Source organism: Protofrankia symbiont of Coriaria ruscifolia, from assembly GCF_900634745.1.
Classification (GTDB): Bacteria; Actinomycetota; Actinomycetes; order Frankiales; family Frankiaceae; genus Protofrankia; species Protofrankia californiensis.
This window is the reverse complement of sequence record NZ_CAAAFR010000076.1, coordinates 1-15,433: the sequence shown is the minus strand read 5'-3', so window position 1 is coordinate 15,433 and position 15,433 is coordinate 1. Positions and strand designations below refer to the sequence as shown.

The window sequence follows — 15,433 nt, the reverse complement described above, 5'->3', positions numbered from 1 at the left end:
GCGCTGCTGGGCGAGAAGCTCGAACGGCGTGCCGGCGGCGGCGTCCCGCACGACCTGGTCGGCTTCGGCCTGCGACGACACGACGATGTTGCGCAGGTCGCGGCGTTCCGGGGTGGCGAGCTGATCCTTGTGCTGGTCGAACTGGGTGTGCAGCTCGGCGTCGGAGATCGCGGGGGTCCCGGCGGTGCGCTGGAAGAGCTGGTTGATGGCAAGCTGGCGCTTGATCTCTGTGAGCACCGCCTGCTCGTTGGTACCGACAGTGCCGAGCGCCTGCACGAACCGCTCCCTGGCATCGCTGCCGTTGCCGAACTGCTGCTCGATGAACCGGCCCAGGGCGTCCTGCGCCATCTTGTCCGCAATCACGATCTTCGCGTCGGCGGCGGCCTTGTCGAGGATGATGCTGACCGCGTGAGACTTGGCGACATCACGGCGAAAGGTGTCGAGTGTGGCGGGATCTGTCGGGGCCTGGATCCCATAGAGGGCACGTAACGTGTCGGCCTTGTGGTTGAGCTCGTCGACGCTGACGTCCTGATCGCCGACCCGGAAAGCGACGCCGGCCGGCAGCGTGGTGGACGAATGCCACCGGTAGCCACTCACCCCACCACCGAGCAGCACGGCCAGGACGACCGCCAGCACGACGCGCCCTCGCAGCGAGCGGGGCAGGCGAATCCGGCCGGTGACACGGCGCAGACGCGAGCGTTCATCCGCCGGCGAACGTCCATCCGCAGGGGAGTCGTCGGCGTCCTCTGCGCTGCCCTCAGCATCCCCGCTGCCCTCAGCATCCCCGGTACCCTCAGCACGGGCCTTCTCCCCTGCGGGCTCGCCGGCGCTCTTCTCCCCGCTCTCCCCGCTTTCTTCGGTCAGGACGTCAGTGTTTTCGGGCAGGACGTCCGGTTCGACCTCGGTGTCGACTTCGGCAGGCATCACTTCACTCCAACCAACTCGTGCGCTACCGGGCGTGACCCGGATTCGGGCCGCGTACCGGAGGATCGGGGACGCGTCACCGCCACGACCACCCCCGCTGCGGCGAGCGCGAGACCCACCGCGCCGGCGAGCAGCACCCCGAACTGCCGGATCACGGCGAGGTCGGAGGCGGCGAGGACCAGATAGCCGACCGCCGAGGTGGTGGCCGCCAGCAGCACCGGGGTGTGCAGCGCGCGTCCGCCCCGGCGGGTCGATTCGCTCAGCAGCACGGTGAACTCGCATCCCACCGCGGCGGTCAGCGAGCCCAGCGCCACGGTGATCGGGCTCAGTGGGATGCCGAGGACCCACAGCAGGAACAGCCCGGCGCCGGTCGCCAGTGCCGCGGCCGCCAGCGCGCGTAGGGCGTCGCCGCGACGGCGCAGCCCTACCGCGAGCACGGCGGCCGCCGCGGAGATCCCGAGCAGGTTGCCGAGCAGCCTCTCGGAGGAGAGCAGTTCCTGGCCTCGCACCGCGACCATGGACAGTCCGGTGATCTCCACCTGGAATCCCGGTGGCGGGATGAGAGTGCGGCCGATGTCGTCGCGCAACGCCCGCAGCGCGTCGAGGTCATCCATGCGGACCCCGAAGACCATGGTGGCGACCTGGTGGTCGCCGCGGATCACCGAACCGGCCAGATAGGGCGGCAGCAGCCGCAGCGCCGCGTCGATCTGCTCGGACGTGCTGTCCGGCCCGAGGAACTGCAGCAGCGTGGGCGGTGAGACCACCGGACGCAGCTGGTCGCCGTGATCGGTGATGAGACGCTGCTGGGTGGCGCGCATCCACTCCACCGCCACCGGGCTGGTGACGTCCACCCCGCGCAGCACCACGGAGAGCTCACCGGAGGAGCCGACGACGCTCTCGACGTGCCGTGCGTCGTTCAGGGTGGACGCCCCGGCCGCCAACGATTCGAAGTCGCTGTTGAGCCGCAGCGACGGCAGCGCCACCCACCCGGCCGCGGCGACGGTCACGGCCACCGCCGCGACGAGCACGGCCCCGCGGCGGCGCGATCCGGGCACACCGGCCGGATCGCGCCCGGCGGGTACGGAGTCAGCGGGTACGGACGCGAGTATGGACTCAGCGGGTGGAGCCGCCGCTGCCAGCCTGGCCGGCAGGAGCGCGCCGAGACCGGCGGAGACGAGCACGCCGAGCGACAGTGTCAGGCCGAGGTCGCGTACGAACGGCAGCGGCGAGATGAGCAACGTCGCGAAACTCGCCGAAGTGGCGGCGGCGACAGTCAGCACGACCCTGCGCCGGGCGTTGCGGGTGAAGTAGGTCGGGTAGTAGCTGCCGACACCGAGCAGCACCGGGAGGAACGCCACCACGCCCAGGGACAGCGGCTTGCCCAGCCAGCCCAGGACCGCCAGCGTCAGGCCGATCGCGATCAGCGTCGACACCAGCGGGAGCAGGCGGCGCCGGCGGCGGGTCCACGGCACGAACAGGAAGCAGGCGCCGATCAGGATGACGGCGATGCCGCCGAGCAGCGGGGCTTCGGAGCCGACCTGGTCGCTGATGCCAGCCGCGAGCACCGGAGCTCCGGAGACCGTCACCCGCGTGTCGTCCAGCCCCACACCGTGCACGGTGTCGCGCACCCGGCCGACCAGGCGTTGCGCGGCGCCCGCGTCGATGCCCTGACGTGGGCGGATCAGCACCGCCACCGCGTTCTGCGAGGGCACCACGAACCGCCACTGGACGCGCGGCGCCTGCCCCTGGCCGAAGACCACCGACTGAACGAACCGGTCGTTGCCCAACGTCGGCAGCCCAGCGGGCAGGCCCTGCACGACCAGCGGGCCATAACGCTGGTCGAACTGTTCGACCGCACGATCGCCGGCCTCGTGGGCCTTCTGCTCGGTCGCGCCCGCGTTGCGCGCCGTGACCTCGGCTGTGGCTCGCGCGCCGTCACGGCGGCCGGACAGCTCCGCGAGAAAATCCTGCGTCTGCCCGGCGATCTGGTTCAGCGTCGTGGCGGGCCCGTAGACCGCGGCGACGTCACCGAGCCCGGTCAGCTGCCCTTCCAGGTGAAGCAGGCGGTGGAGGTGGTCGCCGTCGAACAGCTGCCGCGGCCGCGTGCTTTCCAGCAGTACCACGATCGGGTCGCCGCCGAACGAGGAGGCCAGCTCGTCGAGCTGCTCCACGGCTCGATCGTGGGCCGGCAGGAACGAGTCGATCCCGGTCTCGATCCGGCTCCTCGCGAGGCCGCCGATCATGAAACTGGCGGCCAGCAGGGCGGCGAGGGCGGCGAGTAATCGCCTCCTGATCATCGTGGTTCCGGCATCACACGCGGGTACGGGTTGCTCGCGGGGCCTGGATTGACACCCGATCCCGGCAGCGGATAGGGGTTGAACTTGTTCAGGGGGCCGATGTTCGTGTTGAGCGGGAGACCCTTGACCGACTGCTCGTTGACAGCCACGAAGATCCGAAGCATCCGGCCGTTCACGTCACCCGTGGCCGCCGCCTGAGCCCAGTTGGTGAAGAACGCCGCGATGTCGTGCCCGTAGGGCTGCAGGTAGCCGAGCATGGGGTTGAGGTCGGACAGGTCCACCCGCAGGCTCGGGATGAGCGCGTTCAGGTCGTCGGCGACGGCGGGCACCCGGGTGAGGGTGTCCGGCGCGGCGGTGAGCACACCGTCCAGGGAGGGCAGCAGCCCGCGTAGATCCGCCGAGGTCTGGGGGAGCTCGGTCAACGCGGCCGAGAGGTCCGGGGCGGCCGCGTCGAGGTTCGTCGCGACCGGGGACAGCGCCGCGGAGACGTTGCGCAGCCCGGTGGTGGCGTTCCTCGTGGTGTCCAGCAGGCCGGGCAGCTTACGTACGATCTCCTCCACCGGACCGCGGTTGTCCGATGTGGACTGCGCAAGCAGGTTCGCGTCCTCGACGAGCTGGCCGATCTGTCCCTGGCGGGTGTTGAGCGCAGCGAGCAGGGTGGCTGTCGAGCCGGTCACCTGCTCGAGATCCTTCGACTGCGCGGCCAGGGCGTCGAGCGCGGTCCTGCCCTCGCGGCCGAGGTCTCCCAGGCCCTGCAATGCCTGGGAGATGCTCTGCTTGCCGCCGTCGGTGCTGGTGCCCAGCGACCGCACACCGCTCGCGAGCGACTCGCGGGTGTCCTCGTCCAGGCTCGCCAGCACGTCGTCCAGCTCGGTCGCGGGTTTGCCCGCGTCACGGGGCAGCTGGGCGCCGCTGGGCAACACCGGCCCGCTGCCGTCCTCGATTTCCAGGAAGGTCTCGTTGACGAGGGTCTTCTCCCGCACCTGCACGACGGCACCCCGATGCAGCGGGAAGGCGGAGTGCAGCTGCATCACGATGTCGGCCTCGTCCCCGTCAACGGAGAGCGTGTCCACCTTGCCGGCCTTGACCCCCGCCACCATCACATCGGAGTCGTTGACGAGGTTGGACACCTTGGCCATGTGCAGTCCGACCTGATACCCCGGCTGGGAGATGAGCGGCAGTTTGCCACCCGAGTTCACCCAAAGGTACCCGAACGTCAGCGCACAGAAGCATATGAACGTGAGCAGGAACGCGAGCCGGACGACCGGCATCACAGCATGGGGGATGCGCACCGCGACCGCCTACTTCACCGCAGGAGTGGACAGGGACTGCAGGCCGGTGATCGGCAGCGAGCTGGGGCTGACCTGGACCAGGGCGCGCAGGATCCCGCCGTTGGCGTCGGCCAGGCTCGTGATCGACCGGCTGTTGAGGATGAAGCCGCCGAGGTCGGGCAGGTACGACACGAGCGAGGAGGTGACCGGATCCAACCGCGCGGTGCTTGCCGCCAGATCAGGCAGCGCTGTGTTCAGCTGCCTGACGTAGGGCCGCAGGTCCGTGATCACCGGGGTGGCCTTCTGCACGACCGGGCCGAGCTGGTCGAGGGTCTTGTCCAGCTGCCGCAGAGTGCCGTCGAGCTTGGTCAGCGAGCCGGGCAGCGACGACGAGGCGCTCTTGAGATTGTCCAGCGTCGGGTCCAGCTCCCCGCTGAGCGACTGCACCGCCTCGGTGGCCAGCTTGAGCTGGTCGGTGAGATCGGGCAGCTGGGCGAGCGCTGAGTCGGCCGCGGAGCTATGCTCCCCCACCGCGCCCAACGTTGTCTGCAACGAGTCGGCAAGCGTGCGCAGCCGGCCACCGTCACCGCCGATGGCCGTGGAGATCTCACTGAGCGCGGTGACCAGCCGCTGAATGGTGTCACTGCGGGTCTGCAGCGAGGTGAGCACCGGCTTGAGCCTGGTCACCACCGTGTCGGTGGCGGACAGCCCCTCGGGGAGATCCTGCGGCGCGGAGGCCAGGGCCGTGTCGGACTCCTCGAGCAGAGCGGTCAGCGCGGCCCTGGCGTTGTCGTCGAGGTGGCCGAGCACCTCGTCGATCTGGATCGGCCGCTGCGAGCTCGCCAGCAACAACGTGGCGCCCTTGGCGAGTCGCTTCCCCTGCGGTGAGCCGGGGTTGAGCTCGACGTACATCTCGTTGAGCGGGCTCTTCGGCCGCAGGACGACGCGTGCGTTGTCGTAGACCGGGTATTGCGGGTCGATCGAGAGCTTGAGCCGGGCGTGCCCCGCGTTGTCGACGTCCGCGCTCGTGATCTCGCCAGCTGACACCCCGGCGATCCGCACCTCCTGGCCGTGGCCGGGACTCACCCCAGGCGTGCCGGCGAAAGTGGCGTAGAAGGTGAACTTGTTCTCCCAGGGCAGGCTGAGCCGCTGGTGGGTGAGGATGATGCCGCCGGAGACACCGGCCAGCACGATGAGTCCCACCAGCACCAGCACGTTGCGCTTGAGACCGGGTTCGGTACCGACCCGCTCCCAGATTCGCCGGGCACGCTGTATCCGGTTGCTCATCGCGGCTGGGCTCCCTTCTGCAGCGCAACCCCGGTCTGGTTGGAGAGCCGGACGAACAGCTGCTCGAGACTGACCGGCAGCCCGGCGACCGTGCCCGCGCCGACGCCGGGCTGGAGCCCGATGGTGGCCCCGTTGCGGTCGGACAGCACCGAGCTGTGGGCGAGCGTGGCGAACATGTACGCCAGCTCCTGGTATACGGGTTTGTCCGAACTGGCCGCCGCGTACGGTCCGGTGCCGTGGTATGGCGCGAGCACGAACTGCTTGACCGGCCCGTTGACCCGGTCGAGCACGGGACCGCTGAGGTCGTCGAGCACGGTGGTGGCCTGCCGGCTGGCCGGAACGAGATCCTGCACGAGCGGGCGGGCGTCGACCAGGAGGCCGCGCAGCTGGTTGACCACCGGCTGTGCCTTGACCAGCACGGGGTCCGCGGTCGCCAGCACGGTGTTCAGCGTGCGCACCACCGGCTGCGCAGGTCCGGCGGTGTCGCGCAGCTTCTCCAGTGTCGTCTTCAGCCGCGCCAGGCCCGCATCGGTGGAATCCAACGTGGACGGCAGGCGGGAGACGGCGGTGGAGACGTCGGCCGCGCGCCTGGACAGCACCGAGGTCGTGGTGCCCAGGTCCGTGACGACGGCGTCGAGCTGGCCCTGCTTGTCGATCAGCTCGCGCGCGGTGGACTCCAGGTTGGTCACCAGCTGGGGCAGATCGGTGTCGGCGTTGCTGCCCAGCGCCGCACCGGCTACCACCGCGGCAGGGTTCAGGGTGTCCGGCGCGTCGGCCACCAGGCGGTCGACTGCCTCGCGGCCATCGTTACCCAGCGTCTTGTCAAGATTGCCGACCGCGTCCCGCAGGCCGTCGAGCGCGGAGGGCTGCAGCGCGGCGGCGACCTTGTCCAGCTCCACCGGCAGTTTCGTGCGCCGTACCGGGATGGTGCCGGTGAACGTACCGGGCCGGCCGCCGGGGATCAGCTCGATGAAGTAGTTGCCGCCGAGCAGGGTGGTCGGGCGGATCACCGCGCTCGGCTCGGACCCGAGCTTGGCGCGGATACCGTCGTCCACCTTCACGCTGACCAGCGCGCTGCCGTCGCCGGCCTGCTTGACACCGGTGACCACGCCGACTGGTACGAACGACACCTTGACCTGACTGCGGTAGGGCGCCAGGCGGTTGTCGGCGGTGAAGTTGATGTCGAACGTCTCACCGGATCGCACGGTGGTGAGGATGCGGTTCTTGTTGAACAACGCCACGCCGGCCAGCACCGCGATGACGATGAACAGCACCCCGAGACGTAATGAGGTCAGGCGCGGGCGCCTGGAGATCGTGACCATGTCAGCCTCTCACTTCCGGTTCCCGAGAACCGAAGTGCTCTTGTCGTGGGCGGCCTGTCCGGGGGCCGGGTAGGCGTTGCGGTGCGTGGTCGGATCCTGGATCGGCACAATGCCGGACACCGACTCGACGCCGACGACCGGGTAGATCCGTAGCCAGTGCCCCGCGGCGTCCCCGTCGGAGAGCGCATCCGCCATGTAGGAGAAGAACAGTGACACCTCCGGCGCGTACGGCGCGAGCACACCCAACGGCTGGCTGGCGCTGTGCACGGCCTCGGTCAGCCGCGGAGCCAGCGGTTTCGCATCGCTGAAGACCTTCGTCAGGTCGGTCACCACGGGATCGGCCTGCCCCGCGACGCCGGGGAGCTTGTCCAGCGGCGGCACGCCCTCGCGCAGCACACCCCGGAGGTCGCTGGTGGCGTTGCCGAGCGCGACGGCACCCGGTTGGAGCCCGGTCATGGCCTGGCCGGTCTGGGCCAGCGGCCCGCGCAGCTGGTCGAGCGCGGCGCGGGCGTCGACCAGCGTCTGTGGGGCCTTGTCCAGCGTGTTGCCGAGTGGGGCGTTGTCGTCGACGTCGAGCGCTCGCAGGGTCGTGTCGACACGGTCGGTCAGCTCGGCCAGTTGCTGCTGGTGTCCCTCGAACGACTGGGCCAGGCTGTTCGCGGCTCGCAGCATCGTGGTGAGGTCCGCGCCGTTGTCCGTGGACAGCGCCTGGGAGATCGTGGCGAGATCGGGCAGTAGCTGCGGCAGTGCGCCGGCCACATCCTTGAAGTCCTGGGAGTGGCCGCTCAGCCCGCCGCCGGCCTGTCGCAGCGTCGACCCCAGGGCGTCGCGCGTGGGCTGGTCGAGCACCCGCAGCACGTCGGAGAGTTCCTGGGCGTCCCCGGTCTTCGATGACGGGATGACCTCGTCACGGCCCAGCTCGCCGCTGCCCGGCGTGCCCGGCCGGACATCCACGTACTTCTGGCCCAGGGCGGAACGCGCGACCACCGTGGCGGTCAGCGCTGAGGCGTCGTGGTATATCTTGCGGCCTTTGTCGAACCTCATCGTGACCACCGGCTTGCCGGCGACGAGACGGACGTCCTTGACCTGCCCGACGCGGACGCCCGCGATGCGGACGTCGTCGTCGGCGCGCAGCGCGCCGACGTCGTCGAAGGCCGCCTTCACGGTGCGCCCGCTGGTACCGGGCAACCCGCCGCTGGCCGTGGTCGCGATGTAGATGGATATGACGAACGCCGCGACCAGCGCGGAGCCGAGCAGGAGGGCGCGCCTGCGCGCCCAGCCGCTTGCCGTCCGGCCTGCCATCAGTTACCTCCGAGCAGGAAGCCGAGCATGCCACTCTCCTGTTGCTGGCTCAGGCCGGTGACGCCGCCGTCCGCGGTCGGCGCCGGGGCGAGCAGACCGCCGATGGCGCCTCCCAGTCCGCCCGGCTGCTGGGGCGCCATCGGGTCGACCGGCTGACCGCCGGGGTTCGTGGTCAGGGGTGGCGGTGAACCGCCGACGCCGAGGTTGGAGCCGAGTCCGGGGACCAGGCCGGTGAGGATGTCCGGGGTGGCCACGACCATCCCGCGGAAGTAGTGGGAGAGCCCGTCCGACCCGTTGGTGGTCAGCGCCCAGTACTTCACGAAGTTGAAAACACCGGTGATGTTGTCGCTCAGCTTGCCGACGAGCGGCCTGAGCGACGACGCGACCGCCACCGTGTCCGGCCCGCTGGCGCGCAGCGTGCCGACCACCGGTCTGGCCTCGTCGAGCAGCGACTGTGCCTTCTGCAGCACCGGGTCCAGGCTCGCCAGCGCGGGATCGGCCGCGGCGGTGAACCGTTCGAGCTCGGCGCTTATCTGGCTGAGGTTGTCGGTGGTGGGACGGATCGCCCGCAGGGTCGGCACGGTCGCCGTCGCCGTTCCCGTCAGCTCGGCGAGTGTGGCCCGCGCGCTGTGCAGCGTGGCCGGAAGCTCGGAGAGAGTCTGCTCGAGCACCTGCTGCCTGGTCGCCGTGGTACCCAGCAGCTGCTGGGTGGAGGCGACCAGGTCGTCCAGGGTCCTGCCGTCGTCGCGCGCGAGTGCGTCCGCGACCGGCTCGACATTGTCCACCAGGCTGTTCAACAGGGCGTTCTGCTGGTCCAGCACCTTCGCCAGACCATCGGTGTCGCGCATCGCCGGCGCGAGCGCCTTGACGGCGGCGTCGATGTTGGCGCCGTTGCCCTGCATGCCTTCACCGAGGACGGTCACCAACGCAGCGAGGGACTCACCGGTCGGGTCGTCGAGGGTGTTCAGCACCTCGTCAAGGTCGGTGTTCCGCCCGGTCTGGGCTGCTGGGATCACAGCTCCCCGCGGCAGCTGCGGTGCGGTCGCGGCGCCCTGGTCCAGCTCCAGGTAGCGCTCGCCGAGCAGGCTCACCGGACGTACGGTCGCGCGGGCGTCGGTGTGCAGCGGCATCGCGGCCGCGTCGAGCTCCATCGCCACGTCCGCATGGCCGTCCGGATCCACGCGCATGCCCGCGATCCGGCCGACTTTGACGCCCTTGAGCTTGACGTCGTTGCCCACCAGCAGCGGACTGGCATCGGTGAACTTCGCGTGCACCACCCAGGTGGACGGGTCGCTGTTCGCCGCCAGCCCGGTGGTCGTGGCGGCGGTGGCCAGCAGCACCACCAGCGCGACCCCGACCAGCCGGAGCGGCGATCCGTGGCTGCGGCTCGGCGCCAGGTTCCTTCCTGCCGGGTTCGTCATCGGGCACCGCTTCCAAAGGCGTCGGTCCAGGGCTGGTTCCCGATGGCGCCGGGCAACGGGTAGGGGTCGTTGCGCAGACCGGGCGCCAGCACGCCCGGGTTGTTGTCGACGCTGCTGGCGCCGGTCAGCAGGTGGGCCCGTGCGTAGTGGCCGTTGGCGTCGTAGTTGCCGAAGGCCGATCCCCACAGCGCGAGGAACGACACCACCTCCGGGGTGTACGGGCGCAGGAAGGCGAACGCCGGCTGCAGGTAGTTCACCGCGGAGGTGACCCCGGGTACGGCGGCGTGCGCCTGGTCGAGCAGCCCGGGTGTGGTGTTCAGCAGGTCGTCCGCGGCCGACAGCGTCGGCCCGAGGTCGGCGACCAGCGGGCGCAGGTCCGCCAGCACCGGCCTGAGGTTGCGCGACACCGACGGCAGCTTCTCGGCGGCGGGACGCAGGTCGTTGAGCAGCGGCACGGCCTTGTCCGCGACGCCGGGCACCACGGCCAGCGTGCTGTTCGCCTGATCCAGCGTGCCGGGCAGTTTCTGCAACGACTCCGAGAGCTGCTGGCGCTGCCCCGCCACCACCGAGGTCAGATGCGTTAGGTCGCCGATGATGCCGCGCAGGTTGTCGTCACGGGCCGCGAGCGTTCCGGTCAGCTGGTTCAGGGTGACGACCAAGTTCTTGATTGCCGGGCCGTCGGTGCCGATGGCTTTGAGCATGCCGCCCACGGCGGACAGGGCGGGGCCGGCCGACTGCACGGTGGCCTTGACGTCGCCCTCGTGACCCTGCAGCGTGCCGTCGAGCTCGTGCACCAGCGACGACAGGTGGGCACGCACCGGGGGATCGAGCGCGTTGAGGATCTGGTCCAGCTCCATCGGCTGGTCCATCGTCCCTTCGATCATGCCCCCGGACGGGATCTTCAGGCCGGCCGCCGCTCCGTCGTGGATCTCCACCAGCCGCTCCCCGAGCAGCGCCTTCCAGGCGACGGAAACGGTCGCGCCGGAATGCAGCGGCGCGTGGTCGGAGTCGAGTGTGAGCTCGAGGTACGCCTTGCCGTCCTTGGCCCTGATGTCGGAGACGGAGCCGGCCTCGAAACCGTTCACCATCACCGAGCCGCCCTTGACAATGTTGGTCGCCGACCCCAGCAGCACACCGACCCGGTATTCGTTGCTGAACAGCATCCAGCCGCCCGTGGCCAGCACGACCACGGTGGCCAGCACGAGCACCCCGATCCTTCTCATCGATTGTCAGTCCATTCCCAGGGGCCCGGCCGATTCGCCGGACAGGAACTGCCGGACAAACGGATCGTCGGAGTTGAAGGCTGCCTCGGCCTCGCCGTAGTGCACGACCTGACCCTTCCAGATCACCCCCACGTAGTCGCTGACCTTGCGCGCCGTGCGAATGTCGTGGGTCACCAGCAGGTAGGTGCCCTTGTGGCGGCTGTGCATCTCCAGGATCAGGTCGTTGAGCAGGCTCGTGCGTACCGGGTCCAGTCCGGAGTCCGGCTCGTCGAACAGCACGATGTCGGGATTCATCACCAGCGCGCGCGCGAAACCGGCACGCTTGCGCATACCGCCGGACACCTCGCTGGGATACTTGGTCAGCGACCTTTCCAGGCCCACCTCGGTGAGCCTTTCCAGCACGATGTCGGAGATCTCGGACTCGGCCATGTCGGTGTGCTTGCGCAGCGGGAACGCGGTGTTGTCGTAGATGTTCATCGAACCGAACAGCGCGCCGTCCTGGAACAGCACGCCGAATCGCTTGCGTAATTCGTAGCGCTCGCGCTCGGAGATCCGCCAGATATCCTTGCCGAAGATGAGAACCTCACCGTCATCGGGTTCGAGCAGCCCGACAAGATGTTTGATCATCACGCTCTTACCGGTGCCGGACGGGCCGAGGATCGTGGTGATCGCATCATCCACGAAGTTCAGGTTCATCCCCCTGAGCACATGGAAGTCACCGAACGCCTTGTGCACGTTACGCACTTCCATGCTGTGCACGCGGCGGCCGGGATCCGGTGGCTGCGCGGCCATCGACGACCCGGACAGGGGAACATTCTGGATGATCTCGGCGGAATTCTGTATGGGCACGTGACCTCCTGGCGGCCGCCGGCCGGAGCTAGTTCGCGATCGGGGCATTGGGATTGAGTCCCCAGAAGAGCTGGGTGGTGAGCAGACCGATGATGTGGATCAGCACCATGTTCAGCATCATCGATTTCGCGGTGTTCTTACCGACCCCGACGGATCCACCGCTCGCGGTGTAGCCGTAGTAACAACTGACGAACACGATCGTGGTGCCCATCGACAACACCTTGATCATTGAATAGAGAAAGTCGAGCGGGTTCTGGTAGAGCCAGAAGATATAGTTGTAGCCGCCGGCGGACACCCCGCCCAGTTGCACGACGGTCACCAGGTACATCGATATGTACATGAGGCCGAGCCCGACCGTGTACAGGAACGGCATCGCTACCCAGGCGGCCATGATCCGGGTGCCGACCAGGTAGCTACGCGACTTGACGCCCATGACCTCCATGGCGTCGATCTCGTCGGCGATCCGCATCGAGCCGATCTCGGCAACCAGTCCGCAGCCGACCTTCGCCGCGAAAATGTAGCCCCACATGTACGGCGCCATCTCGCGGATCGAACAGAAGGCGTTGAAAATGCCCGAGTACAACGGGGCACCGATCTGCTTGAGGGTGTAGCTGGCCTCGACCCCGCACATGCTGCCTATGACGAACTGCATCATCCAGATGATCAGACCGCTGGACAGGATCAGGATGCCGGCCTGGTGGAAGACCTCCGAGGCGTAGTGACGGACATCGCCGAAGTCACGAACGGTCCTGCCGGAGAACTGGGCGATGTCGCCACCGGTGGCGACGGCCTGCTTCACTCCGCGCCGCACACCGCCCAACGAGATCACAGTATCCTGCGGCTTCGGCGCGGTGACACGCGGTCGCCCGCCCCGGTCGAGCTTGTCCACTGATGTGGTCATGGTCGCGCGGCCTCTACTTGTAGACCTGCATGTCGGGATTGAGCCCGAGCAAGATGGTCGTGAAGACGTAGTTGAAGATCCAGATCGCGGCGAAGGAGATGACCACGGCCTGGTTGACCGCGCGTCCCACCCCGATCGGCCCGCCCTCGGTGTGCAGGCCCTTGTAACAGCACACGACTCCGATGAGCAGCCCGAAGATCGTGCTCTTCACGACGCTGCCCCACACGTCGGTGACGGTGGCGTTGGCGAAGAAGTTCTCCAGGAACGCGCTGCTGTTGGCGCCGAGCACCCACCCCGAGGCCAGGTAACCGCCGAGCACGCCGAAGAGGAGCGCGACCAGGTCGAGCAACCCGGTCATGAACGTGATCGCCAGCACCCGCGGGAGGATCAGCGTGCGCACGGGATCGACACCGAGCACCTCCATCGCGTCGATCTCCTCACGGATCCGGCGCGCGCCGAGGTCCGCGGTCATCGCGGTACCCATGACACCGGCGACCACCATCGCGTTGATCCACGGGGCGAACTCACGGACGCTGGCCATGATGAAGAAGGAGCCGAGGCGCTCGGGAATGCCGAAGAGCAGGAAGATATTGCCGCCCTGCAGGCCCGGCGTAGCAAAGCCGAACGCCGTGCAGGACACGGCCATCGGGATCCAGCACAGCTTGAGAATGTCGAACATCTGGTCGCGCACTTCACCCCAGTAGCCCACCGGGTGGCGGATGGCGCTACCGAGAACCTGCCCGGCCAGCTGCACCATCTCCCCCCCCTGCTGCAGGGGCCGCCGCGCGACGCCAACCCATTTCGGCGCCTTGTTCCCGCGTGCCCTGCGGCGGGTTCCAGGAACCGACGGGGCGGCCGTGGCCGGGACGCTCATGCGCGCTCACCCACCGACCGCACGCCGGCGCTCTCGCTGTGGCCGAATCGCCGTCGGGTACCCGCCGCCCCCGCCACGAACCCCACGACCACCGCGGCCGCAAGAGTCATCGAGATCTGCGCCGGATCCCGCCCGGCCTGTGCCAGCAACACCAGCGGGAGCACCAGCAGATAGGCCCCGACCGCGGCCAGCACACCATGCAGTCCACCGCTGGTCGTCGTCCCCTGGCGCAGTGCCGCCACCACGAAAGCGGCCGCGGCCGACCCGGTGAGGATCAGTGCGCCGAGCGCCCCGGACACCGTCGCCGCGGCAGGGGCGGCGAGCCCGCCGAGGACGAGCACGGTGAATCCGCGCGAACTCCCGCGCACCACGGCGGCCATGTCCACACCATCGAGCCAGCCATTCCCCGAGGAACTGGTCATGTCCATGCCTCCTTTCGTCGACGTGCCGAACCGGATGACGGCACAGGGCCGCAGCCGGCGGACCGCATGCACGTCGCGGTTCATCGCGGCTGCCGTCCCGGCAACCGAGTAATCCAGGCGAAACGCGGGCGCGAGCATTCACGCCCACCCCGCTCAGGCTCACCAACTGCCACCGGAGATCTTCAATGAGATGACCATGGATAACGCTCATCTCAGGTCGACCAGCACGGCAGCATCTCCTCCCGTGATGCCATCGCCGATCGGGATTGCTGTGGTATTCGCGTTGCCGGGAACAGTTCGGCGAGGCAACGCGCCAGGAACCAACACTACCGTTTTGTGTGCCGGATCACATCTCCCCGGGGGGGTGGTTACCTCTCCAAAAAGAGGCCCTTCCCGGCGGTGGCGAGCCCGGGTTCCCCGGGGACTCCGAGTACACGAAAAAACCATGATCGCACGCTCTTTGGCCAGCCCGTGTCCCGAGTTGGCAATTCGTTGATATTAGCCGGCGAGGACGTCCAGGATCTTGGTACGTGACCGCCTCGTTTCCAGCTTCCTCCGGTCGGATTCCACGTATGCGGTTCTCCCGCGCGACTCACCGACCTCTTTCACCGCCGGCATTCGGTAATCGTTCATGGACGGTTCAACTGGGAGCAGAAACGGTCCCACGAGGTCTGCACCGAGTCGACCCGGCCGTGCGCGTCTATCGTCAGGGCCTTGTCCGCTACGATCGACACGTCCGTGGTGGTCCCACCGACATCCATCCCGACGAGCACGTCCGCGCCATAAGGGGACGCGTAGGCGACGCTGCCCTCCTCCAGCCCGCCACGCGACCCGGAACCCCACGTCTTCAACGCCGTGGTCTTGGCGACCCGGGCCGAGTCCCCGTCGTTACAGAAGATCAGCAACGGCCGTGCTAGCCCGTTGGTCTTACACGCTTTCTCTTCGCCATACAAACGGTCGGACACGGTCCGTAACCCGTCGACGAAACACTGCGTTAAATCGTGCGGTGTCGTCGGCGTCTTCGCATGCACGACGCGTTCACCATCCATCACACACACGTCGGTGAACGTGCCACCGTTGTCGATATTGACAAGGATTCCCATCAGCCCTCCGCCGGCTCGTTACATAAAGCGGGTCACAACACCATCGCCGTATGAAGTGGGTCACAACATCGCAGCCGGCGAAGGGTGGTTGCACCACTCTTACGGGTAGCCAGCAGATGAGAATCGGGTGGTCAGGCGCCCTGCGCGAAGCCACCCTCCCATACGCCACGATCAGCGCACCGTGCGGGAGTGTCCGAGCGGGTCTGTTGCGTTATGGGAAAGCAGGACATGGCGGCC

Annotated in this window: 13 protein-coding genes; all 13 read right to left on the bottom strand. The window is 68.4% G+C overall.

Features of this window, described 5'->3' with window-relative positions; genetic code table 11:
• Window positions 1-924 (bottom strand): peptidylprolyl isomerase (locus CV1CTNOD_RS10940; RefSeq protein ID WP_131786010.1); only part of this gene is annotated, 924 nt, incomplete at its 3' end.
• Window positions 924-3,221 (bottom strand): RND transporter, encoded by a 2,298-nt coding sequence (locus CV1CTNOD_RS10935; RefSeq protein WP_131786005.1) that lies wholly within the window; start codon window positions 3,219-3,221, stop codon window positions 924-926. The genes CV1CTNOD_RS10940 and CV1CTNOD_RS10935, both read right to left, overlap by 1 nt.
• A complete protein-coding gene (locus tag CV1CTNOD_RS10930) occupies window positions 3,218-4,513 on the bottom strand; it encodes an MlaD family protein (RefSeq protein ID WP_165485442.1) in 1,296 nt (431 codons plus the stop codon). The genes CV1CTNOD_RS10935 and CV1CTNOD_RS10930 overlap by 4 nt, the downstream gene beginning before the upstream one ends.
• A gap of 9 nt (window positions 4,514-4,522) precedes the next feature.
• Entirely contained in the window at window positions 4,523-5,779 is a 1,257-nt protein-coding gene (locus tag CV1CTNOD_RS10925; RefSeq protein WP_131786004.1) for an MlaD family protein, read from the bottom strand.
• Window positions 5,776-7,101, bottom strand: a complete 1,326-nt coding sequence (locus CV1CTNOD_RS10920) for an MlaD family protein (protein ID WP_131786003.1) — start codon at window positions 7,099-7,101, stop codon at window positions 5,776-5,778. Before CV1CTNOD_RS10920 ends, CV1CTNOD_RS10925 begins: the two co-directional genes overlap by 4 nt.
• 9 nt (window positions 7,102-7,110) lie before the next feature.
• Window positions 7,111-8,403 carry an MlaD family protein gene (locus CV1CTNOD_RS10915; RefSeq protein ID WP_131786002.1) on the bottom strand — a complete coding sequence of 431 codons (1,293 nt, stop codon included), beginning with the start codon at window positions 8,401-8,403 and terminating at the stop codon, window positions 7,111-7,113.
• The gene (locus tag CV1CTNOD_RS10910) at window positions 8,403-9,824 is read right to left on the bottom strand and encodes an MlaD family protein (RefSeq protein ID WP_131786001.1); all 1,422 of its coding nucleotides are present in this window, start codon (window positions 9,822-9,824) and stop codon (window positions 8,403-8,405) included. Before CV1CTNOD_RS10910 ends, CV1CTNOD_RS10915 begins: the two co-directional genes overlap by 1 nt.
• Complete coding sequence (locus tag CV1CTNOD_RS10905) at window positions 9,821-11,047, bottom strand: MlaD family protein (RefSeq protein ID WP_131786000.1); 1,227 nt, start codon at window positions 11,045-11,047, stop codon at window positions 9,821-9,823. The genes CV1CTNOD_RS10910 and CV1CTNOD_RS10905 overlap by 4 nt, the downstream gene beginning before the upstream one ends.
• A gap of 6 nt (window positions 11,048-11,053) precedes the next feature.
• Window positions 11,054-11,839 carry an ATP-binding cassette domain-containing protein gene (locus CV1CTNOD_RS10900; RefSeq protein WP_131786008.1) on the bottom strand — a complete coding sequence of 262 codons (786 nt, stop codon included), beginning with the start codon at window positions 11,837-11,839 and terminating at the stop codon, window positions 11,054-11,056.
• An 85-nt stretch (window positions 11,840-11,924) separates the two neighbouring features.
• A complete protein-coding gene (locus CV1CTNOD_RS10895) occupies window positions 11,925-12,797 on the bottom strand; it encodes an ABC transporter permease (RefSeq protein ID WP_131785999.1) in 873 nt (290 codons plus the stop codon).
• Between the two features lie 13 nt (window positions 12,798-12,810).
• Window positions 12,811-13,671: an MlaE family ABC transporter permease gene (locus tag CV1CTNOD_RS10890; RefSeq protein ID WP_131785998.1), complete on the bottom strand. Its 861-nt coding sequence runs from the start codon at window positions 13,669-13,671 to the stop codon at window positions 12,811-12,813.
• Window positions 13,668-14,093: a hypothetical protein gene (locus tag CV1CTNOD_RS10885; RefSeq protein ID WP_131785997.1), complete on the bottom strand. Its 426-nt coding sequence runs from the start codon at window positions 14,091-14,093 to the stop codon at window positions 13,668-13,670. Before CV1CTNOD_RS10885 ends, CV1CTNOD_RS10890 begins: the two co-directional genes overlap by 4 nt.
• A 629-nt stretch (window positions 14,094-14,722) precedes the next feature.
• Window positions 14,723-15,196, bottom strand: a complete 474-nt coding sequence (locus CV1CTNOD_RS10880; protein ID WP_131785996.1) for a hydantoinase/oxoprolinase N-terminal domain-containing protein — start codon at window positions 15,194-15,196, stop codon at window positions 14,723-14,725.
• Window positions 15,197-15,433 lie beyond the last annotated feature (237 nt).